Annotated in this window: 26 protein-coding genes; 11 read left to right on the plus strand and 15 right to left on the minus strand. The window is 66.0% G+C overall.

Annotated elements, in window-relative coordinates; genetic code table 11:
* Positions 1 to 16: 16 nt before the first annotated feature.
* On the plus strand, positions 17 to 415 hold the full coding sequence (crcB, locus tag AC0KS4_RS18155; RefSeq protein ID WP_225326464.1) for a fluoride efflux transporter CrcB: 399 nt from the start codon (positions 17 to 19) through the stop codon (positions 413 to 415).
* Entirely contained in the window at positions 412 to 795 is a 384-nt protein-coding gene (crcB, locus tag AC0KS4_RS18160; protein WP_225326463.1) for a fluoride efflux transporter CrcB, read from the plus strand. The genes crcB (AC0KS4_RS18155) and crcB (AC0KS4_RS18160) overlap by 4 nt, the downstream gene beginning before the upstream one ends.
* On the opposite strand, the gene AC0KS4_RS18165 is transcribed toward crcB (AC0KS4_RS18160), so the two are convergent.
* The 3 genes from AC0KS4_RS18165 to AC0KS4_RS18175 are packed head-to-tail and all read right to left on the minus strand — an operon-like array spanning position 796 to position 2,684.
* A complete protein-coding gene (locus AC0KS4_RS18165) occupies positions 796 to 1,413 on the minus strand; it encodes a GNAT family N-acetyltransferase (protein WP_225326462.1) in 618 nt (205 codons plus the stop codon).
* A gap of 40 nt (positions 1,414 to 1,453) precedes the next feature.
* Entirely contained in the window at positions 1,454 to 2,323 is an 870-nt protein-coding gene (locus AC0KS4_RS18170) for an LLM class F420-dependent oxidoreductase (RefSeq protein WP_225326461.1), read from the minus strand.
* A gap of 31 nt (positions 2,324 to 2,354) precedes the next feature.
* The gene (locus AC0KS4_RS18175; RefSeq protein WP_238956582.1) at positions 2,355 to 2,684 is read right to left on the minus strand and encodes a DUF488 domain-containing protein; all 330 of its coding nucleotides are present in this window, start codon (positions 2,682 to 2,684) and stop codon (positions 2,355 to 2,357) included.
* A gap of 82 nt (positions 2,685 to 2,766) precedes the next feature.
* On the opposite strand from AC0KS4_RS18175, the gene AC0KS4_RS18180 reads away from it, so the two are divergent.
* Positions 2,767 to 4,041 (plus strand): HNH endonuclease, encoded by a 1,275-nt coding sequence (locus AC0KS4_RS18180; protein WP_225326459.1) that lies wholly within the window; start codon positions 2,767 to 2,769, stop codon positions 4,039 to 4,041.
* Positions 4,042 to 4,044: 3 nt separating this feature from the next.
* Here AC0KS4_RS18180 and AC0KS4_RS18185 read toward each other — a convergent pair whose 3' ends face one another.
* Positions 4,045 to 4,965, minus strand: a complete 921-nt coding sequence (locus AC0KS4_RS18185; RefSeq protein ID WP_238956583.1) for an HpcH/HpaI aldolase/citrate lyase family protein — start codon at positions 4,963 to 4,965, stop codon at positions 4,045 to 4,047.
* Positions 4,966 to 5,304: 339 nt separating this feature from the next.
* Here AC0KS4_RS18185 and AC0KS4_RS18190 point away from each other — a divergent pair, with 339 nt between their 5' ends.
* From AC0KS4_RS18190 to AC0KS4_RS18200, 3 genes are all read left to right on the plus strand, one after another.
* Positions 5,305 to 5,577: a WGxxGxxG family protein gene (locus AC0KS4_RS18190; protein WP_225326457.1), complete on the plus strand. Its 273-nt coding sequence runs from the start codon at positions 5,305 to 5,307 to the stop codon at positions 5,575 to 5,577.
* Between the two features lie 238 nt (positions 5,578 to 5,815).
* On the plus strand, positions 5,816 to 6,382 hold the full coding sequence (locus AC0KS4_RS18195; protein WP_225326456.1) for a hemerythrin domain-containing protein: 567 nt from the start codon (positions 5,816 to 5,818) through the stop codon (positions 6,380 to 6,382).
* A 20-nt stretch (positions 6,383 to 6,402) separates the two neighbouring features.
* Positions 6,403 to 7,866, plus strand: coding sequence for a protein adenylyltransferase SelO (locus tag AC0KS4_RS18200; RefSeq protein ID WP_238956584.1), 1,464 nt, complete (start codon positions 6,403 to 6,405; stop codon positions 7,864 to 7,866).
* Positions 7,867 to 7,868: 2 nt separating this feature from the next.
* On the opposite strand, the gene AC0KS4_RS18205 is transcribed toward AC0KS4_RS18200, so the two are convergent.
* From AC0KS4_RS18205 to AC0KS4_RS18220, 4 genes are read right to left on the minus strand one after another with little or no spacing between them, the layout of a single operon-like run.
* Complete coding sequence (locus tag AC0KS4_RS18205; protein WP_238956585.1) at positions 7,869 to 8,696, minus strand: LLM class F420-dependent oxidoreductase; 828 nt, start codon at positions 8,694 to 8,696, stop codon at positions 7,869 to 7,871.
* A gap of 39 nt (positions 8,697 to 8,735) precedes the next feature.
* Positions 8,736 to 9,134, minus strand: a complete 399-nt coding sequence (locus tag AC0KS4_RS18210; RefSeq protein ID WP_238956586.1) for a DUF4267 domain-containing protein — start codon at positions 9,132 to 9,134, stop codon at positions 8,736 to 8,738.
* Positions 9,135 to 9,192: 58 nt separating this feature from the next.
* The gene (locus tag AC0KS4_RS18215) at positions 9,193 to 9,465 is read right to left on the minus strand and encodes a hypothetical protein (RefSeq protein WP_238956587.1); all 273 of its coding nucleotides are present in this window, start codon (positions 9,463 to 9,465) and stop codon (positions 9,193 to 9,195) included.
* A 14-nt stretch (positions 9,466 to 9,479) separates the two neighbouring features.
* Positions 9,480 to 10,076, minus strand: a complete 597-nt coding sequence (locus AC0KS4_RS18220; RefSeq protein ID WP_238956588.1) for a TetR/AcrR family transcriptional regulator — start codon at positions 10,074 to 10,076, stop codon at positions 9,480 to 9,482.
* A 97-nt stretch (positions 10,077 to 10,173) separates the two neighbouring features.
* Here AC0KS4_RS18220 and AC0KS4_RS18225 point away from each other — a divergent pair, with 97 nt between their 5' ends.
* Positions 10,174 to 11,178 carry an oxygenase MpaB family protein gene (locus tag AC0KS4_RS18225; protein ID WP_238956589.1) on the plus strand — a complete coding sequence of 335 codons (1,005 nt, stop codon included), beginning with the start codon at positions 10,174 to 10,176 and terminating at the stop codon, positions 11,176 to 11,178.
* Here AC0KS4_RS18225 and AC0KS4_RS18230 read toward each other — a convergent pair.
* Positions 11,159 to 11,503 (minus strand): DUF732 domain-containing protein, encoded by a 345-nt coding sequence (locus AC0KS4_RS18230; RefSeq protein ID WP_225326449.1) that lies wholly within the window; start codon positions 11,501 to 11,503, stop codon positions 11,159 to 11,161. The two genes, AC0KS4_RS18225 and AC0KS4_RS18230, sit on opposite strands and share 20 nt — an antisense overlap.
* Before the next feature lie 105 nt (positions 11,504 to 11,608).
* On the opposite strand from AC0KS4_RS18230, the gene AC0KS4_RS18235 reads away from it, so the two are divergent.
* From AC0KS4_RS18235 to AC0KS4_RS18250, 4 genes are all read left to right on the plus strand, one after another.
* A complete protein-coding gene (locus AC0KS4_RS18235) occupies positions 11,609 to 13,066 on the plus strand; it encodes a phospholipase D-like domain-containing protein (protein ID WP_238956590.1) in 1,458 nt (485 codons plus the stop codon).
* A gap of 80 nt (positions 13,067 to 13,146) precedes the next feature.
* Positions 13,147 to 14,010 carry a phytanoyl-CoA dioxygenase family protein gene (locus AC0KS4_RS18240; RefSeq protein ID WP_225326447.1) on the plus strand — a complete coding sequence of 288 codons (864 nt, stop codon included), beginning with the start codon at positions 13,147 to 13,149 and terminating at the stop codon, positions 14,008 to 14,010.
* A 53-nt stretch (positions 14,011 to 14,063) separates the two neighbouring features.
* Positions 14,064 to 14,570 (plus strand): DUF2505 domain-containing protein, encoded by a 507-nt coding sequence (locus AC0KS4_RS18245; protein WP_238956591.1) that lies wholly within the window; start codon positions 14,064 to 14,066, stop codon positions 14,568 to 14,570.
* Positions 14,571 to 14,603: 33 nt separating this feature from the next.
* Positions 14,604 to 14,984, plus strand: a complete 381-nt coding sequence (locus AC0KS4_RS18250) for a DUF732 domain-containing protein (RefSeq protein ID WP_238956592.1) — start codon at positions 14,604 to 14,606, stop codon at positions 14,982 to 14,984.
* Positions 14,985 to 15,000: 16 nt separating this feature from the next.
* Here the strand turns inward: AC0KS4_RS18250 and AC0KS4_RS18255 are convergent, their stop codons facing one another.
* The 6 genes from AC0KS4_RS18255 to AC0KS4_RS18280 all read right to left on the minus strand — a co-directional run bounded on the left by AC0KS4_RS18255 (position 15,001) and on the right by AC0KS4_RS18280 (position 20,755).
* Positions 15,001 to 15,333: a hypothetical protein gene (locus tag AC0KS4_RS18255; RefSeq protein WP_308011528.1), complete on the minus strand. Its 333-nt coding sequence runs from the start codon at positions 15,331 to 15,333 to the stop codon at positions 15,001 to 15,003.
* Between the two features lie 58 nt (positions 15,334 to 15,391).
* Positions 15,392 to 17,104 (minus strand): TNT domain-containing protein, encoded by a 1,713-nt coding sequence (locus tag AC0KS4_RS18260; protein WP_238956593.1) that lies wholly within the window; start codon positions 17,102 to 17,104, stop codon positions 15,392 to 15,394.
* 9 nt (positions 17,105 to 17,113) lie between these two features.
* Entirely contained in the window at positions 17,114 to 17,416 is a 303-nt protein-coding gene (locus AC0KS4_RS18265; protein WP_225326442.1) for an RNA 2'-phosphotransferase, read from the minus strand.
* 80 nt (positions 17,417 to 17,496) lie between these two features.
* Positions 17,497 to 19,017 carry an adenylate/guanylate cyclase domain-containing protein gene (locus AC0KS4_RS18270; protein ID WP_238956594.1) on the minus strand — a complete coding sequence of 507 codons (1,521 nt, stop codon included), beginning with the start codon at positions 19,015 to 19,017 and terminating at the stop codon, positions 17,497 to 17,499.
* Positions 19,018 to 19,070: 53 nt separating this feature from the next.
* Positions 19,071 to 19,928: a TIGR03619 family F420-dependent LLM class oxidoreductase gene (locus tag AC0KS4_RS18275; RefSeq protein WP_225326440.1), complete on the minus strand. Its 858-nt coding sequence runs from the start codon at positions 19,926 to 19,928 to the stop codon at positions 19,071 to 19,073.
* A complete protein-coding gene (locus AC0KS4_RS18280) occupies positions 19,925 to 20,755 on the minus strand; it encodes a TauD/TfdA dioxygenase family protein (RefSeq protein ID WP_225326439.1) in 831 nt (276 codons plus the stop codon). The genes AC0KS4_RS18275 and AC0KS4_RS18280 overlap by 4 nt, the downstream gene beginning before the upstream one ends.
* Positions 20,756 to 20,758: the final 3 nt, after the last annotated feature.

Below are 20,758 nucleotides of genomic sequence, written 5' to 3' on the forward strand. Positions count from 1 at the left end.
AAGGGAATCGACGCCAGTGGCGCAACGGGACTATCGCGAATTGGCCGCGGTGTTTGCCGGTGGGGCGCTGGGCTCCCTGGCCCGTGCCGCACTGAGCGCCCTCGCCGGCGGCGACCCAGGGAGCTGGCCGTGGCCGACGTTCACGGTCAACGTCGTGGGGGCCTTTCTGGTGGGTTATTTCACGACCCGACTGTTGGAGCGGTTGCCGACGTCGAGCTATCGGCGCCCCTTGCTCGGCACCGGATTGTGCGGTGGCTTAACCACTTTCTCCACGATGCAGGTGGAGACGGTGCGGATGATCGAGCACGGCCATTGCGGGTTGGCCGCCGGCTACACCGTCACCAGCATCGTGCTCGGGCTGCTGGCGGTGCACCTGGCCACCAAGTTGGTGCGCCGGGTGCGGGTGCGTCAATGACCGCCGCCGCGGCGACGACGGCGCTGGTCTGGCTGGGCGTCGCGCTCATCGGCGGCATCGGATCGGTGCTGCGCTTTGTCATCGACCGTGCGGTGGCGCGCCGGGTGTCCCGGCCGTTCCCGTTCGGTACCCTCGTCGTAAACATCAGCGGCGCAGCGCTTCTCGGCTTCCTCGGCGGTCTGGCGCTGAACAAGGAGGCGGCCCTGCTGGCTGGCACGGCCTTCGTCGGCGCCTACACCACGTTTTCGACCTGGATGCTGGAGACGCAGCGACTCGGCGAGGAGCGCCAACTGCGCTCCTCGCTCGCCAACATCGTCTTCAGCGTCGTGCTGGGCGTAGCGGCGGCGTTCATCGGGCAGCGCCTTGCCGAGCTGATCTAGTCAGGCGCGCGGGACGTCGTCGGGGGTGCGCGGCAGCACGTACAGCGCCATGCGGCGATTCGCCATGTCATGCTCGCCGAGGAATGCGCAGCCACCACGCTCACAGAACTTGCGCGCCAACGCATTGCGGTGGTCGGGATCGAACATGATTCGGCGACACCGCGGGTCGAGGGTGAAGATGCCGCCCACCAAATGCGGCAGCAGGTACCCGACGTGTCCCCGCTGGATGTAATCCAGGTCGGCGACCGCGACGTGCAAACCCAGGTCGTGAGGATCGTGATTGTAGCGAGTGGCGATGGAATCCTTTGCCGCTCTGTATAGCTCGATATATGCGCGGTCCACCGCGTCGTGCATCGCCAGGAAGGGACGAGAAAAGTCACCCTGAAGTTGCGCCCGCAGGTAGCGATGCCACCGCGCCACCGGCCAGTGCGACTCCCAGGCTTCGATCAGGTGCGGGCGGCTCATCCACTCGGAGATCATGTCGGCGTCGGCACCCGGGTCGGCAAGTCGCAAACCGTACGGCTCGGGTAGGTCCGGGATGGGGGGCGGCGGGACGCTACGGATCTCCTCGGGAAGGTCGGTCAGTTCCCGCGGGAGGATGGGTTCGGCGTCACTCATTTCTGCGCCTGAGCCTACGACGCTGCTGGTCGAACGCGCTTCAGCGGGGGACCATCCACTTCTGCGCCAGCGCGGAAACCCACTCGACTGCCGCCTCGGGCTTGTCCGGGGGCGCCTCGACGAGAACCAATTCGTCGATGCCCAACTCGGCGAGGGCGACGATCTCACCCACGCTCGGGTCGCGCAGCGCCACCGAGAGTCGCAGCCGGGTATGGTCCCGGCCCGATTCCGCGCACAGTTGTTCCAGCTTGGCGATCCGATCGCGCACCGCTGCCGGGCCGTCGAGATTGAACCCGTACCAGCCGTCGCCCCACATCGCCACGCGCCCCAGTGCCGCATCGCTATTGCCCCCAACCACAATGGGGATACGACGATCGCGCAGCGGCTTGGGATTAACCCGAATGGAGTCGAAACGGACGGCCTGCCCCTCAAACGAGGCGATGTCATCACGCCACAATGTGCGCATCGCGCCAACGTATTCGGCGGTGCGCGCACCACGATGCGCGAACGGCACTCCGAGTGCGGCGAATTCTTCCCGGGACCATCCGACGCCCACTCCCAGCGTCAGCCGCCCACCACTCAGCCGGTCCAAACTGGCGGCCTGCTTGGCGACCAGCACCGGATTGTGTTCGGGCAGCAGGAGCACGCCCGTCGCTACGCCGATCCGGGATGAGGCGGCAGCGGCGAAGCTCAGCGCGATCATCGGGTCAAGCCAATCCGCTTGGGCGGGAACGGCAATGACGCCGTCGTCGGAATAGGGATAGCGCGAAGCGGGTCGGTCTACCATGACGACGTGCTCCCCTACCCAAAGGGTGGCGAAGCCGCACTCATCCGCAGTTGACGCGACGGCATCGATCACCGCGCGGTCGGCGCCGGCGCCGATCCCGAGCGCATGCAATCCCAAACGCATCGCACGATCGTCTCACGGTGAGAACTGGCGATCACCGGCTTTTCAGCAGCTTCGCCAGGACGGCCGCCTGGCTGATGTCAACCTCGCGAGTCGCGGTGACCAACGTGACCGGACCCCGCTTGGCTAGCTTGCGGAGCTCCTCCAGCGCGGCGCTGTCGCGCAGTTCCGCCTTGTAGCGCGAAGCGAATTCGTCGAACCGTTCGGCCCGGTGTCGGTACCACTCGCGGAGGTCCTTCGATGGCGCGACCTCCTTGCACCAGATACCCACCCGCGGGTCGTCCTTGCGCATGCCGCGCGGCCAGACCCGATCGACCAGCACGCGCTGACCCTCGTCAGCGCCGACGTCGTCGTAGACCCGCACGACTCAGATCCGCCCTCTGGGGCTCACATGCCCAGAGTAGCCATGGGCCCGCTTGTCAGTGGGCACAATTACTATCGAAAGTATGTTCGAGGAATTGACCGCCGTCGATCCGGCAGCCGACGAATCGTCGCTGGTAGAGCGCATCGCCGAGCTGGAGACGCTCAAGTCCGCGGCGGCCGCCGGCCAGGCCCGGGCGGCGGCCGCTCTGGACGCGGCGCGTCGAGCCACCGAAGCGGCCACCGGGGTGCCCGCCGCGCGCCGCGGACGCGGCGTGGCAAGCGAGGTTGCCCTGGCGCGACGGGACTCCCCCGCGCGGGGCGGCCGGCATCTGGGTTTCGCCAAAGCCCTGGTGCACGAGATGCCGCATACGCTGGCCGCGCTGGAATGCGGGGCCCTGTCGGAGTGGCGGGCGACGCTGATCGTGCGCGAGAGCGCATGCCTGGACGTCGAGGACCGCCGCGCCTTGGACGCGGAAATGTGTGCCGACCCGGCGAGCCTGAGCGGCATGGGCGATGCGCGAGTGGCCGCGGCCGCAAAGGCGATCGCCTACCGGCTCGATCCGCATGCCGTCGTCGAGCGGGCGGCCAAGGCCGAGAACGACCGCACCGTCACCATTCGGCCGGCGCCCGACACGATGACCTATGTCTCGGCGTTATTGCCGGTGGCTCAGGGGGTTTCGGTGTATGCGGCGCTGCGCCGCGAAGCAGACACTTGCGGTGACGGGCGCCCGCGCGGGCAGGTGATGGCGGACACCTTGGTGGAAAGGGTGACCGGCCGCTGCGCACCGGTCCCCACCCCGGTCGCGGTCAACCTGGTGCTGTCCGACGAAACGCTGCTTGGCGGTGGCGATGTGCCGGCCGATATCTCCGGCTACGGTCCCGTTCCCGCGGCGGTCGCCCGCAGCATGGTCGCCGCGGCCGCCGCCGATCGACGTTCGCGAGCGACTCTGCGCAGGCTCTACGCGCATCCCCAGGCCGGGGCGCTGGTGGCGATGGAATCACGGGCACGACTCTTCCCGCAGGGCCTGGCCGCGTTCATCGGGCTCCGCGATCAACACTGCCGCACTCCCTACTGCGACGCGCCGATCAGGCACCGCGACCACGCGCAGCCGTGGGCCGTCGGCGGCCCGACCACCGCGGACAACGGCCTCGGATTGTGCGAGCACTGCAACTACGTCAAGGAAAATGCGGGGTGGCGGGTGCGCACGAGCGTCGACGAAAACCATACCCATACAGCACTTTTTACGACGCCCACGGGCAAAACCTACCGTTCGACGGCGCCGCCGCGCGGCCCCACCATCACGATGAGCAAGCTCGAAGTCCGCGTCGGCGTCGCGCTCGCGCGACATGCGGCGTAGCGCTCAGTAGTGATAGGTGTCCGACGGCGCGGGTGAGTGATCGCGTTCTTCCTCGTCGATGTCCAAGGCCTCGATGCCGTACGCGCGAGCCAGCTCGAGAATCTTGGTCGCGCGCGCGATGCGGGGCAGATCAGAGCCGTTGCGGATCTCTCCCCCGTCACGTTCGAACTCGGCGAAAAACTCTTTCGCCCAAGATATTTCGTCCTGCGACGGGGATAGACCTTCATTGACGACGGCGCACTGGTCGGGCGTCAGGCAGATCTTGCCGGTCATCCCGAACTGGGTGGAGACCGCCGTGGCCTCGATCAGTTTCAGCGGATTGGAGCCGATGGTGGGGCCGTCGATCGCGCTGGGCAGGTCGGCGGCCTTGGAGGCGATGGTGAAGCGGGATCGCGTGTAGGCCAGGGTCGCCGGGTCGTCCCCGAAACCGGTGTCGCGGCGGAAGTCCCCGATGCCGAACGCCAGCCGGAAGGTTCCCTTGGTCGCCGCGATCTCGGTGATGCGCTCGAGGCCCCGCGCCGTTTCGACCAGGGCCACGATCGGCACATCGGGGAGCCGTTTCGCGGTCTCGGTGACGTGGTCGACCGATTCGACCATCGCCAGCATCACCCCGCCGACCGGCGTCGCGGCAAGGGCGGCCAGGTCGTCCGCCCACCAGGGGGTGCCGAAGCCGTTGATGCGGACCCAGTCGACGTTGCCGGCGCCCAGCCAACTCACCACGTTGTCGCGTGCGGTGTGCTTGTCCTTGGGCGCGACGGCGTCCTCGATATCGAAAACGACGATATCGGCGCGGGAGTGCACCGCGGACTGGAACCGGTCGGCATGCGTGCCGTTGACCAGGAGCCAGCTCCGGGCCAGTACCGGGTCGATGCGAGAGCCGATGTCTTCGGATTCGGCGGCGCTGCTGTTGACCTGTTCGTCCATATCGGCTGATCTGTCGTCTTCTCGTGGTTTCAAATGGTGGACGTGTGTCCTTAACCGTAGCGATGTCCCGGAACAATCGGTCGGGCAAGCCCCGCGGACGCCATGGCGACTCGGCCGCGGCGCCGGCCGAGTTCCTGACCGGAGCGGCGAATCACTGGACCGGCCAGCAAACGAAACCGGCCCGCGGTCGCGTTTCCCGGTGGCAGCGCGGGGTAGCCGTCCCCTTGGACGTCGCGACCGTTGTCGCACGTCTTTCTGCGGAGACTAGAGCACCCTGGTCTCCAAATGTATCTCGATCAGCCGTCTGGCCTTCGACCGAGAAAATCCATAGGAGTAAATATGCGTAGGACCATCGCCATCGTTTCAACCACTGGGGCGCTGTTGTTGGGAGGAGCCGGTGTCGCCAATGCCGCCGGCCCGAGTGCTCCGGCGCCGTCGCCCGCTACAACGACGTTGGCGGACCACAACGACGATCAGCACAGCGACAACAGCGGGCTGTGGGGCCTCGTTGGCCTGCTCGGTCTGGGTGGGCTCGCCGGACTGATGCGCCGGAAGGACACCGCTGCCGGCACCGGCGTCGGACCGGTCTCCCCTCGCGACCGCGGCGTCTAACCCTTCGTCTCACCCAGATGTCCGTCGGGCGCTGCGCGCCTGACGGGGATTTGGGTGGACACCGGTCCGGTATCGAAATACGTTGTTCCCCAACGTCTTCCGGTTTTGGCGCGTCCCGCGGAATGCGTCCCGCACTGCGGGGTGCCGTTTGGCCGCGTGCGCAGCGGGTATACGTCGCGAAGCCGCACACAGCCCAGCGTGCGTTTCACAACTCCCGAATTCACTGGAGGTATCGGCGATGGCCGACATGATTATCCAGTCGCCCGACGAGGTCGTCGCGTTCCTGAAAGCACAGCACAACCTCATCGAGGACATGTTTGACCAGGTGTTGCACGCCACGGATCCGAAAGCGCGTGAGGAGCCGTTCGCGGCGCTGCGCCAATTGCTGGCGGTACACGAAACCGCCGAGGAAATGATCGTGCATCCGCGCGCACGCAAGGAGGCCGACGACGGCGAAGCCCTCGTCGACGCCCGCCTGAAGGAAGAGCATGAGGCCAAGGAGCTGCTGTCACAGATCGAGCAGCTCGACGTCACCTCGCAGCGGTTCATCGACGAACTCACCAAACTGCGCGAAGCCGTGCTCGAGCACGCCAAGCAGGAGGAGACCGAGGAATTCCCGGTCCTCACGCAACAGCTCGACACCGACGATCTCAAGCGGATGGGAACGGCGGTGCGCGCCGCCGAGGCCATCGCCCCAACCCACCCCCACCCGGGCGTGGAGTCGGCAAAGCTGAATTTCGCGCTCGGCCCGTTTGCCTCCATGCTCGATCGCGCCCGCGACCTCATCGGGCAAGCCATCGGTTGAATTTCCGTAGGCTCGGTCACATGAGCGTTGCCCCGGATACCACCGTTGCCCTGCAGGACCGGTTTTTCCGTGAATTGCCGGAAATGGCGGTCCGCTGGCAAGCCGAGACGTTTCCCGAGTTGCGGTTGCTCGTGCTCAACGACCGGCTCGCCGAAGGGCTTGGGCTCGACGCCGCCTGGCTGCGCGGCGACGACGGGCTGCGCTTCCTGACGGGCAACCGGGTGCCCAGCGGGGCCGCCCCCGTCGCGCAGGCCTACGCGGGGCATCAGTTCGGCGGCTTCGTCCCGCGATTAGGCGATGGGCGTGCGCTGCTGCTCGGCGAGCTCGTCGGCACCGACGGGCGGCTGCGCGACATCCACCTGAAAGGTTCTGGCGCCACGCCGTTCGCCCGCGGCGGGGACGGCCTGGCGGCGGTGGGACCAATGCTGCGCGAATACATCGTCAGCGAGGCGATGCACGCTCTGGGCGTGCCGACGACACGAGCCTTGGCAGTGGTCGGCACCGGGCGGCCGGTTTATCGCGAAACCACACTGCCGGGGGCGGTGCTCACCCGGGTGGCCAGCAGCCACCTGCGGGTGGGCAGCTTTCAATACGCGGCGGCCACCGGCAACAAGGAGCTGCTACGCCGCCTCGCCGACCACGCGATCGCCCGCCACCATCCCGGCGCGGCCGAGGCCGAACGCCCCTACCTGGCGCTGTTTGAAGCGGTCGTCGCGGTCCAGGCCGCGCTGATCGCCCGCTGGATGCTGGTCGGATTCGTTCATGGCGTGATGAACACCGACAACACGACGATCTCGGGCGAAACGATCGACTACGGACCATGCGCCTTCATCGAGGCCTACGACCCCGACACGGTCTACAGCTCGATCGATTTCTGGGGCCGCTACGCCTACGGCAACCAGCCGGCCATCGCCGGCTGGAACCTCGCGCGCTTCGCCGAGACACTCCTTCCGCTGCTCTCGGACAGCACCGAGGAAGCCATCGCACTGGCGGAGCAGTCGTTCGGGGTGTTCCAAGCCCGCTATGACGCGGTGTGGGCCTCCGGGATGCGCGCCAAACTCGGCCTCTCCGCCGGCGTCGACGCCGAATTCGCGACGGCGTTGGTCGAGGAATTGCTCGTGCTGCTCAAGCAGAATCACGTCGATTACACGTCGTTCTTCCGCCGGCTCGGCCGGGCGGCGAATGGTGATGCCGAGCCCGCGCGCGGACTGTTCATGGACCTGGCCGGCTTTGACGACTGGTTGGCGCGCTGGACGGCCCTGGGTCCCGACGCCGACGCGATGGACCGCGCCAACCCGATCTACATTCCGCGTAACCATCTGGTCGAGGAGGCCCTCACCGCGGCGACGGACGGCGACCTCGGCCCCTTCGAGCGGCTCCTGGCGGCGGTGACCGAGCCGTATGCAGAGCGACCCGGTTTGGAGCGTTACGCCAGCCCCGCCCCCGAAGACTTCGGCAAGTACCAAACCTTCTGCGGCACTTAGCTTTACGCTAGCTTGCCGAACTCGGCGTGCAACGCGTCGAGGCGTTGCAGCGTCTGATCCCGCGGCTCCGTCGGCAGGTTCACCAAGAGGTGTTGCAATCCCAGATCTCGGTAGCCCTCGAGCTCTGCCGCCGTGGCTGCGCCGCCATGGAAGTGGATCACCGGCACGTTCTGGCCGACCAGCTCGCGCAGCTGGTCCAGCTGAGGCGATAGCTCTTGCACCGAGCCCGTCATCGAGAGCCAACCCGCGTTGAGCCGCGCGATACGTTTGAAGCCCGCGGGTCCACAGCCCAGGTACAGCGGCGGATACGGTTGCTGCACGGGCTTGGGCCAGCTGTAGATGGGGTCGAAGTTCACGAATTTCCCATGGAATTCCGCTTTTTCGTTCGTCCATAGCTGGATCATCGCGTCCAGGCGCTCGTCGACCACGCGTCCCCGCACCGCGGGATCGACACCGTGGTTGGCGATCTCTTCGCGCAGCCATCCCACGCCCACGCCGAAGCGAAATCGTCCCTGCGACACCAGGTCCAGCGACGCCACCTCTTTCGCGGTGTGGATCGGATCGCGCTGCGGCACCAACGCGATGCCGGTGCCCACAACGAGCCTCTCGGTGACCGCCGCCGCGGCCGTCAGCGCGACAAACGGATCCAGCGTGCGGAAGTACTTCCGCGGAATCGGGCCGCCACTGGGGTACGGAGTTTTCGCGTCGACCGGGATGTGCGAGTGCTCGGCAAGAAAGAGCGATTCAAACCCGCGCTGCTCGAGCGCCCTCCCCAGGTCCGCCGGACCAATGCCCTCGTCGGTAACAAACGTCAGCACACCGAAGCCCATGCCGCTCAGTCAACCGCATCTGCGCTCGGATGTCAGCATTCAGGCAGGCGCTGGCGCCTCGCCCGTCCGCTTGGTCGGACGCACCGCGCCCCACAGCCCGGTGGCGATCCCGACGGCGGCGCCGCCCAGGCCGATCAGTTGCTGCGAGGGCTTCAACTCGCGGTGCACGCTCATCCCGCCGACCAGGTCGGCCGCATCGGCCCCGGCGGAGGCCAGGAACCAGCCGCGGGTGTTTTTCCCGCGCAGCGCCGCGGCCGCGAGCAGGGCACCGATCAGCGCATCGCGATAACCCATCGACCGCAGCAACAGTCGCGCCGTCGGCGTCGGCTCGTCCGGGTCGCCCCACAACTTGTTTGCGCGCAGAGGATCAACGAGAAACGAAATGCCGGAGGCGAGCCGAATGGTGCCCGCGGAGAGGCCGAACCGGTCGATTGACATGGTCTGAGAGCCTAGGAGCAAACGGCCGTCTCGCGCACGCATTCGATCCGAAAGTCGGTCATGGCGTCGGGCACGCATCGGCGATCTGCAGCGCGGCAGGCCACAGCACCGTGGCGACCCCGAACGCGATGGCATCGGCGGCGGCGGGCGACACCACTTCTATCCTTGCCTGAATTCGCTGAGTCTGTTCGGGGTGAATAACGGTCCAGGCGAACCCAATACAGAGGTAGGGAATCGCCAGCCACACGGCGAGTTCGATCAGCGCGCCGACGCTGACCTTGTGCCCCAGGATGCGCCGAACGGGGTCCATCGCATGTTCGATTTGGCCCATCACCGCACTCCCCGCTACCACAACACCAGCTTCAGAGCGTAATCGACGACGGCGTCGAGATCACTGCCCAAATGACCTGCGAGCCACTGCTGGGCGAGCTCGGCCATCGCGCCGGTATACATCGCCGCGGCGACCTCGGCGGCCACCGGATCGGAACCCGGGTTGAGACGCCAGCCCTCGGTCAGCACACCCTGGCGCAACATGTCCTGAGTGGCGCGGCGCCGGGCGGCCAGCACCGGGTTGGTGCGCGCATCGGTGAACAGCACGCGGCCGCGGCGCGGATCGGCCGAGGAGAACCCCAGCACGGCCGCGATGCCGGCGCGGGTCCGGGCCCGCAGCGATTCCCCCGCCTCGTCGATGGCGGCCGCGATCACTTCGCCGAGCTGCTCGCTCACCCGGTCGTAGACCGCGCCGAGCAGATCGTCGGTGTCACCGAAGCTCTCGTAGAAGTACCGGGTGTTCAATCCGCATTCCCGGCAGACCGAGCGCACCGAGACGGCCGCCTCCCCGGCGCTGCCGAACAGGCGGTACGCGGCCTCGACCAGCAGCGCACGACGCTCGGCGCGGCGGTCCTTGAGCGGTACACCGGCCCAGCGGGTGGGACTCGACATCCCTACAGCGTAGGTCGACGCGGCGTGGGTCTTGTCACGCCTGTAACCAAAACATATTCTGGTTACAGTCGTGACCAGAAATCCGAGGGAGTGATTTGTGTTCCTGCCACACCAGATAGTCGGGCAGTTGATCAACAAGCGGTTGGACGACACCATGCGGCGGCATTTCTTCCGCGGCATGGAGTTCGCCGCGCCCGTCGGCGATCCGGGCTGGTTCGGTCCCGACAGCGCCGTGTGGCGCGTGCATTCGCACCTGCCCGCGTTGATCTTCGGCCTGTATTGCGCCGCCTTCATGGAGTCCCTGGACCCGTCGATCTACTGGATGGGCATGCACCATTCGCGACTGATCAAGCGCGACAGCAACGGAAACCCGATATCGCGGGTGCCGCAGATCGACCCCGAAGGCGCCGCGACGCGGTTGGGCCACTCGGTCGCGTTCTTCATCGGCACGGCGTACGGGTCGACGGAAACCGCCGAGCGCCTGGCGGCGTCGGTGCGCGCGATGCACCACACCATCAAGGGCACTCGTCCCGACGGAGCCCGCTACGACGCCGACGATCCCGAGTGGCTGCGATGGAACTATGCGACGGTCGTCTGGGGGCTGGCCACCGCGCACGAGCTGTATCACCCAATGCCGTTGCGCGGCAAGAAACTCGACCGCTACTACGGTGAGTTCGTCCGGGTCGGACATGCCCTGGGTGGCACCGATCTGCCGACGACCAAGGCCGAGACGCTCGAGTGCCTGGAGTCGTACTTGCCGAAATTGGCTGTCACCCATGGGAAAGCGATGGGCACCGGCCCCAACGTCGCCATGCCGCAGGCCGCCGTCGACTGGGCCATTCGCGACACGATGCCGAAATGGGCTAAGCAACTCCTTCAGCACCGTGACTGCAACATCATCGAACGCACCGCCCGTCGTGCCGCGGTGTGGTCGATCATCAACGGGATCAACGCCGCGTCGGGCCCGGCTCCGGAGTTTCGGCAGGCGCAGGCCCGGGTCAAGGGGGGCACCACCGTCTCCCACACCGCGCCGACCTACGTGCCCGGCACCGATCAGGTCCGCACCCGCTCCGAGGTGGAGCTCAGCTTCCAGTCGGGCTAGTCGCCTGGCCGACCGGTTGCCCCAGGTGCTGGGGGCAATAGGCGCTCGCCGCGATCATGGTGAACTGGGCGGCGCCGTCCACCGTGAATCCTGGATTGCTCGACGACACGTTGTGGATGACGTCGACCTGGGGATGGCCCTCGTCCATCAGCTCGCATGCCCTTTTGCCCACCCCCACGGCGGTGGCCGGGCTTTCATAGGTGATGCCGGCCTTGTTCAGCGCGGCTAAAAAGCTCGCATCGGAGGCCGAGTCGCCGGCCGGATCGGCGTGCGCAGGCGTGGCCACACCGATGAGGGCGACGAAACTCGTGAGCACTGCAGTCATGCGCATGGCTCCATCCTCATATAGGGCCGCCTGGGCGAAGGGCCTGGGTGTGGTACACAGTGGCTATGTCCGCGCTGACCCATCAACGTCGTTGAGAGCCCCGGCGTGCAGGACGACCGACTGCTGACGCCCGGCCAGACGTGCTGGCGCACGGCACGCGCCGAAAGGTTCGCCCCCATCGTCGACGCGGCGGACTACTTCAAACACGTCAAGGCGGCGATGCTGCGCGCCCGCCACCGGATCATGTTGATCGGCTGGGATTTCGACTCCCGGGTGACCTTCGAGCGCGGCCACAAGACGCTGCCCGGCCCGAACCAGCTGGGCACCTTCCTTTATTGGATGCTGTGGAAACGGCCGGGTCTGGATATCTATCTGCTGAAGTCCAATTTGCGCCTGCTCCCGGCGTTCGATGGCCTGTGGTTCGGACTTGCCCCGGTATCGCTGGTGAACCAGATCAGCAGCAAGCGAATGCATTTCGCCATCGACGGCGTCCACCCGCTCGGCTCGGTGCATCACCAGAAGATCGTCGTCGTCGACGACGCGGTGGCGTTCTGCGGCGGCATCGACCTCACCCTCGACCGATGGGACACCCGCTCCCATGAGCATGTCAACCGTCAGCGCCGCACGGGGAGCCGCAGCTACGGGCCGCGGCACGACGTCGGGGCCGCGGTCGACGGCGAGGCGGCGCGGGCCGTCGGCGAGCAAGCGTTGGCGCGGTGGAAGACGGCGACGAAACAAGCGTTGGCACCCGTTGAGGCACGGCACAGCGCGTGGCCCGGCAAGCTGGAACCGACACTGCGCAACGTGGACGTCGGGATCGCGCTCACCCTGCCCGAACTGGAGGATCGCCCCGAGGTCCGCGAGGTCGAGGCGCTCAACCTCGCCGCCATAGCGGCGGCCCGCGACACCATTTACGTGGAGAACCAATACCTGGCGTCGCGCACCATCGCCGAAGCTTTGGCTGCGCGACTACGGGAAGCCGACGGCCCGGAGATCGTCATCGTGCTTGCCCGTAAGGGCAACAACCCGCTCGAGCGGGGAACGATGGACAGCGCACGCCACCGCCTGCTTCAACAGCTGTGGGAGGCCGACGAGCATGACCGGTTGGGTGTCTACTGGCCGGTGACCGACCGCGGCGCGCCGATCTACATCCACTCCAAGGTGCTGGTGGTCGACGATCGGCTGCTGCGGATCGGGTCATCGAATTTCAACAACCGGTCGATGGGGTTCGACAGCGAATGCGATGTGGCCATCGAGGCGCGACCGGCCCATTCCGATGATGATGATGTGCGCCGCGAAATCGTCTCCGTGCGAAACGGTTTGGTGGCCGAGCACCTGGGTGTGCCGCCGGGCGAGCTCGAAGGGGCGGTAGCCGAACACCGATCGGTACACACGGCCATCGAGGCGCTTCGAGGCGACGGCAAAACCTTGCAGCCCTTCACCGAGCGCACCGTGGCCGATGAGGCGGGCCCGCTGGCCGAGAACGAGCTGATGGATCCCGACCACGTGCCACGGTCGCTGGGCCGAAGCGTGCAACGCTTCATCACCGGGCTTCGGGGTTAACACGCGGGCGATTGGGTGTGAGTCGAGCCGGACTCGGCCTAGTCTGGGCAGAAGTGCCAGTGGACTAAGGACGAGCACCAATGAGCATCGACGACGAATCCGTCACCACATTGGAGGACCTTCGGGGCGACCTGGCGCAGCGCTACAGGCGGACGCCGACGGGCGGAAGCTCGGTCGACAGCGCGGTCGTCGAGGCCGACATGGCCGCGCTCGACCGCGACGGGTACGTCATTTGGGAGAATCTGCTCAGCGCCGAGGAATGCGGGCACATCCGTGAGACCGTGCGGCCTTGGCTCGGGCACACCGGACGGAACTCTTTCGAGGGCCGGCGTACCCAGCGGATCTACAGCGTGCTGAGCAGGACGCGGGTGTGCGACCGGCTGGTCGACCATCCCCGCGTACTCGCCGCTCTCGACCGGTTGCTGATGCCCAATTATCTGCTTTCGGCGTTGCAGGCCATCAACATTCAGCCCGGCGAGACTGCGCAACTGGCCCACCATGACGACGGCTTCTACCCGATTCCGCGCCCGCGGGCGCCGTTGGCGGCCGCCACGATCTGGGCGATCGACGACTTCACCGCCGACAACGGCGCCACGGTCCTGTACCCGGGCAGCCATCGCTGGGGTAAGCGCAGGCCGGACGCTGAGGACCAGGCGTTGCCCGTCGTCATGCCCGCCGGTTCGTGCGTCTTCTTCGTCGGCACCCTGTGGCATGGCGGAGGCGCCAACAACACTGCCCACGAGCGGCTTGCGATCACCGCTCAATACTGTGAACCGTGGCTGCGGCCGATGGAAGCCTATACGTTGTCGGTGTCGCGCGAGATCGCGCGCACCGTCTCCGATGACATCCGCCGCATGCTCGGCTACAGCATCCACCCGCCGTTCGTCGGCAATGTTGATGGCTTGCATCCGTTGCGGCTGTTGGGATCTGAGTCCGAGTCTTAGGTCCGAGACAGCACCCACCGCCTCGGGTCATCCGCCTCTGCAAGAATGGTTTGATGTCGCGCTCCTTCGACGTGTTGACCGAGTCGCCCGCCAGTGTCGAGCAAATTCATGCCGCGTTCGGCCGCGAGGACTATTGGCTGGCCCGCATCGCCGCCGGCGCCGCCGACACCACCTTGGATTCACTGGTGGCCGACCCCGGCGGCACCGTCACGGTGCGTACGACCCAACGCCTAGGTCGTCAGATCCTGCCCGGGCTGGTCGCCAAATTCGTTACCGGTGAAGTGAAGATCGTGCAGACCGAGATGTGGCGTCCCGACGGTGACGGCCAGGTGCGTGGGCGGGTCACCGTGTCCGCCTCGGGCGGATTGGGATCAGGCCATGCGGATACGTGGCTGGCGCCGACAGATGACAGCGGCTCGCAACTGCGCGCCGCCTTTCAGGTGAACGTCAAAATCCCATTGGTGGCCGGCAAACTCGAGAAATCGATCGGCGCCGGATTGGCAGAGGGCATCCCCGAGATGCTGCGCTTCACCACTACGTGGATCGCCGAAAACACGTAAAACTTCGCTACACAGCATTTACGCTCCCTGACCATGGACCCGAGAGCGTCGGCCTGCATCGGCCACGGCATGATCCTCAAGACCTTGTCTCAGTCGGCCCTGATCGCCGCGGCGCTGACCGGGCTGGTGTCGCTCGCGCCGACAGCCCACGCGGACCCCGATCCCATCTCCGTCGGCGCCTATCTGCACACCCTGAACGTGCTGCATGTGCCGTACGACAATCCGGGCAGGATGGTCGATATCGGGAACAGCGTCTGTCAGCAAGCGCGCGGCGGCACCGACTTCGACACGATCTACCCGACGGTGGCGAGCAATGGCTACGCGGCCGCGCAAGCGGGCCAGATCATGGGGGCTGCCGTCGGGACATTCTGTCCTGACATGGAGGCCACGTTTGATCGCTGGACCAATAGCTAGGCGGGGTCTGCTGGTGTCATAGCGCTTCGCCAATGTCCGGGAGTAATGAAATGTCTTCTGGCTGACCATTATGGAAGATCGCTGCGAGGTCACGCACCCGCCTCTTCGCCCAGTCAACATCGAATTGACTCAAAATTTGATACTCGTATTTGAAACGTTCCGCTCGGTCTCCCACTTGTTTTGCCGCTTGGCTCGTAACCACGCCCTCGGTGTACCAGTAGAGAAGGTCATCGAGGCTGCCTACCCGGTCGAAGCCGAGTTTTCCGCGCTCGTAGAAAGTGAAGTGATATGTGCCGTCGTCGGCACAGAAAATGTTCAAGCCATCGGTCGTTCTGAACCCAACCGGCATGGGACGGACCCCGAGCCTTTCCGACAAACGATCGATTTCACTTTGAAGTGCCGCAGATTTATCGTCCGAGGCGCGGTCCGTATTCATCAAGGAACCCCCTGTCGACGAGTTCTTTTACGCTCACTTCCACGCCATCCGGACCCAAGATCATGTATTGAAGGCTGCCGGGCGACGGCGTCTGGCCATAATACGGCTGCACTGGACCTTCTACGACTTGCCAGCCCGGCGGCAGCGGTTGTCCCGTCACCATGTATCGGTTGTAATCGCCCCCAACAGATTCTGGCGCCAAGGCGCGATCGGCGAACGGCGTGCCATCCGGCGCAAGGTACCGGCCGTATTCGGATCCGAACCTGTCGATGATGGCACCCTCAGGCAGCCGCGCGGGCTGGGGTTCATAGCCTAACGGGAAGCCATCGTTCAATGGGTAGCTCCGCGATGTCGGGGTGCCGAACTGGGACGCAAAGTCGTCCCAGGTCATCCCGCCCGTGGGGTTCCATCCGCGCACAACCGCCAAAGGCGCACCGCCTTCGGTGACGACTTCAGCCGGGAGCCCCGCTCTAACCATTGCTCCTTCGCCGCCAAAGAGCATCGTGGGCAGCGTAGTGGCCACGTCGGAGGTCTCGCCGCCCAAATAGTAGGCGAGACTTGGGGAGTCCATTGCGCTCTTGATTTCCGTTAGCGCGGTGCCCACGGGGTTCAGGGCCGTCGTGGCGGTGCCTTTGAGCATCTGCTCCCATGACTTGAGCACACTTGGAGCTCCGGGACCTCCCTGCCCGAAAAGGTTTTTGATCCCTTGCTCGGTAGCGAACCAACGGTCACTAAAGCCTTCGGAAAATCCCGGTGGCGGCGGGGCCTTCGGCTCGGGGGGAACGTAGTTGGGCATCCCATTGTCAATCCACTGCTGTGTCTGGCTCACAACGTCATTCAGCCGCGCCTCGATCTGATTCGGCGGCACACCGTCGCGAATCATGGTCTGGCGCGCAATCGCCTTGAAACTCTCCACATCTGCGGAGTTCAGCCGCGGCGGCGGGACACCGCCGCGCCCGGGTGCGGCAGGTCCAGCAGGCAACAGCATGTCTTGCAGCGACAACGGCTTGCCCACGGCGCCGGCGGGAAGCGGCGGGCCTTTCGGCGAGGCACCGTCCGGCCCAGCGTCTGCGGGACCGGCCGGCAACAGCATGTCTTGCAACGTCCGTGGGTTGCGCCCTGCCGCCGGATTGGGCGGACCTTGCCCCGGCGCGCCACCACTTGGCGCCTGACCGCTGGCATCCAGTGGGACTTCGCCCACGGCAAAGCGGACGGCAGCGGCAAGCTCGTGGTCGGCGCTGTGGGCGTGCACGTTCAACGCAATGAGCTGATCCTGCAGTAGCTGTTGCTGGGCGGCAAATTCTACGGGATCGTGCCCAATCCACGTGTCGCCCACGTCGATTCGCCAATCCGGCGTGATGGTCCAGCCATTGGCCTCAGCGGTCCGCTCGATGTCCTCGAGTTCGCGCTTGCATGCGCTCACATCCCCCTCGGCGCGTGCCACCGCCGCGGCTACCTGCCGGGACTCCTGACCGTCGGCCTCGATGTCACGCCGAGCCCTACCGAGGTCAGCGCGAAACGCCTCTCCGGCTTCCCCTTTCCAGCCGCTGAGAACGTTATGCACCTGCTGGAGGTTCTCCCCCAACAGCTGCAAGGTGTTGGCGCGTCCGTTGGCGGTCTCGAACACCTTCTGGATCGCGCCGAGATCCCAACGCTTGACGTCATTGGGGGTCAGCTGCCCCACTCGTGACCCCTACTCCCGCACCGACCGGAAAGCTCGCGCCGACTCGTCCTCGTTGGTGAGGTAGCCGAGCATCGCCTCGGCGACGTGCGACCCCAGGCCGTCCACCTGCAGCTGGTGATGGTCGTGGCGGGCCTGCCAGCGCGCCGCGAGCTCACCCAGCGCCAGCTCCGAGGATCCGATCCAGCCCGGCGCGGCCGCCGCCAGGCCGTCCTCATGGCTGAAGAAATCCAACGCGGCCTCGCCGATCGCATTGAACATGTCGTTGCTGCCCACGTGCAGTGCGGCGGGATCGACCTTCAATCCATCTGCCACGAATGTTCCCTTCCGCTCGCCGGGATTGCGGTCCGAATCTTAATTTGCTGCGTAGGACCGCGCACTTCACCTCTTGGGGGTCAACACGCTGACCAGCGCATTGGGTCAACTGTGAAGACCTGCACCGCGGCAGATTTGCCCTTCAACGTGTGGGGCCCTCGATCGACGAGGCCGGAAGGTCGCGAAGCCAGCGCGTCGACACACGACTGGGTGAGCAGGATCGCGTCGCCCGTGGCCTTGGTGAGCTGCTCGACGCGCGCAGCGACGTTGACGGTGTCACCGATCAGCGTGAACTCGAGCTTGCCGCCACCGCCGATGGTGCCGGCGATCACCACCCCGGTGTTGATCCCGATGCCGATCCGCATTGCGCCACCGAAGCGCTCCGCAACGAGCCGCTGGATCCCGACGGCGACGTATACCGCGGCATCAGCATGTCCCGCAAGGTCGTTCGGTGCGCCGAATACGGCGAGGGCTCCGTCGCCAAGGAACTTGTTGACGTGCCCACCGGCGTGGACGACGGCGGGCACGACGATCTCGAACAGCGAGTTGAGCCGGGCGACGGTGTCCTCGGCGGTATTGGCTTCGGCGAACGGGGTGAAATCGCGAATGTCGATGAACATCACGGTCACCTCGCGGCGCTCACCAGTAAACACGTCGTCGCCCTGTTCGAGCAGCCGCGCCGCTAGCGCCGGATCGACGTAGGTGCCGAACGCGCCCTGAAGCCGTTGCCGCTCAGCCAAACCCGCCTGCATGCGGTTGAACGACGCGGACAGGGCGCCGAGGTCGTCGTCCTGGACGACAGGTAGGCGCTGGCTATAGTCGCCTGCCGCAACGCGTTCGGCACCCTTGGCAAGGTCGCGTATGGGTTGCATTGATCTAGAGAATCCGAAACCGACGGTCACCGGTACCGCGAAGGCAACCGCCATCGCACCCCCGATCAGGATCGAAAGGATGGGGGCGGCACTGACATTGGCCATTCCGGCGAGCAATGCTCCGCCGGCGGCGTACGCGAACGTGGCGGCAACCACCGACACGTTCGATCGCCCGGCGAAAGTCGGGCGGGCGCGTGGCAGCGAATCGCCAAGTTCCGTGTCACCGGCGAGGGCGATCCGGGCTGGGCGGAACGCTCCTTCCACGATGTTGTGATAGGCGACCAGCTGGATCGCCGCTACCACGACAGCGGCCACGATCCCGTATTGCACCAGCCGCGTCCCACGCGCCCCGACCATCACACCGACGACGACCGCCAGCGTGGCGCCCCAGACAGCGGCGCCCCAGATCGCTCGCACGGTCGCCCTGCGAGCGTAGACATAGGTGCCCTCCAGCGCTGCCGCCCGATCGACGTGGTGGCCAGCAGCCCACTGCTCCGCGGGGCGCACCCACCGGCGACCCGGAAGAATGAAGATGCACGCAAGCACCACTACCGCGCCGATGGTGACGGTTCCGACCTCGATGTAGCGACCGGACTTCTCGAACACGACGACCGGCAGCGATATGAATACGGAGTAGATCGGGAGCGAAATGAAAAACGCAAGCGCCCAACACGCCAGGAGATAACGCGGACCAAACCGATCCCACGTCCACTGAATGAAGCGGTCCATGTCAGGAGATTAAGCGTCTCCCACCTGCGAAGTGGCCGTTCTGATATTGCCGGTCAGAACGTTTTGGCGTGCAACTCGGCCAAGGCGTGAATCTGCTCGAGGTAGTGCTCGAGCGAATGGTGGATGAACCGGGCCGACAACGTGGTGGTCCCGGCGGCGGCGATGGAGCGCAGCGCGTCTTCGGTTTTCGCCGGCTCTCCTACCGGGTCCAGTGGCTGGTCGGCGGGCAAGACGACCTCGAAGCCGTCCGGCATTTCTCGCGCCCGCAGCCACTCGGCGGCGGTGGCAATGGACACGTAGTAGGGACACCAGCCGTCGGCGAGCGTGAGCGCACGGCGCAACGACCGCTTGGTGCGCCCGCCGACCCAGATCGGCATATGTGGCTGCAGCGCACAGGGATCGATGGTGAGCCCGCCGAACGAGTAGTACTCGCCCTCATACACCGGCTCATTGGTGGGCAACGCCGCCCGCAGCGCCTTCAGAGCATCATCGGCACGAGCACCGCGGTCGTCGAACGGCGCGCCCAGCAGGTCGAATTCCTCCTTGAGGCTCCCGACACCGACGCCGAGAATCACCCGGCCGCCGCTGACGTGATCCAATGTGCCATAACGCTTTACGATCGCGAGCGGGTGGTGATAACCGAGCACCAGCGTCATCGTGACGAGCCGGATCTGGCTGGTACGTGCCGACACGTAGCCGAGGGTGGCCAGCGGGTCCCAGTACCGGGAGCCGCGGCGGGCGGCCTCGGCCGACGGTATGCCGATGTGCTCGCTGCAGGTGAGGTGGTGATAGCCAAGGCCGTCCGCCGTCTCGGCGACGCGACCGATGTCTTCGATGGTGGCCGTCTTCTCCCACGTCAAGGCTGCGCCGGCGACGTTCGTGACGACGGGTGTCGCGATGCCGAGTTTCAATCCAGCGGCTCTTCACCCGCAAGGACCGTGCGGTGCATGAGCCGACCGCTGTCAGCGGCATACGGCAGCGCCCGGTGCATGGTCCCGGTGTTGTCCCACATCAGAAGGTCGCCCAGCTGCCACTCGTGGCGATAGACGTAGCGCGGCTGAGTCGCCCAGTCACGAAGTCGCGCAAGCAATGCGCGACTTTCTTCCACCGGCAGGCCGATCACGTAGTCGGCCGTCGCACCGAGTAGCAATGACTTGCGCCCGGATTGGTGGGTCCACACAATCGGGCAGGATTTTGTGGGCGATTTCTGCCAGAACGCGATCTCCTCGTAGCTCATCTCGGGCCGCACATAGTACTGCGAGCGCTCCGCACTATGAACCACGCGAAGGCCGGCGATCGCCTCCTTGTCGGCCTCCGACAAATCCTCGTAGGCCGCGTAGGTGTTGCAGAATTCGGTCTGACCGCCGGAGTCCGACAGCTTCATGGCCCGCAACAGCGTGGCCAAATTCGGATAGGGCTGCAGGGAGCCGTCGAAATGCCAGAACAGCGAGCCTTTCAGGTACTCGGCCCGCTGATTGACGTTCGTGTCGAGCGAGATCTTGTAGATCCCGCCCTCCCCCTCGTTCTGCACAATGCTGCCAAGGGTTTTCGCGATAGTGACCTGCTGCTCGTCGCTGATCTGCAGTCCACGAAAGAAGACCACCCCTCGCTGCTCGAGGATCGCGCGGATCGCGCCGGCGTCGCGACCACTGAGCAGCGTGTCCAGATCGGTCTTTATCTCGCTGCCGATCAACGGTGTGCAGTCGATGACGTCGAGTCGTGTGGTGGACAGTCCCATGCG

The organism is Mycobacterium sp. NTMscope_MAC_12, from assembly GCF_976985675.1.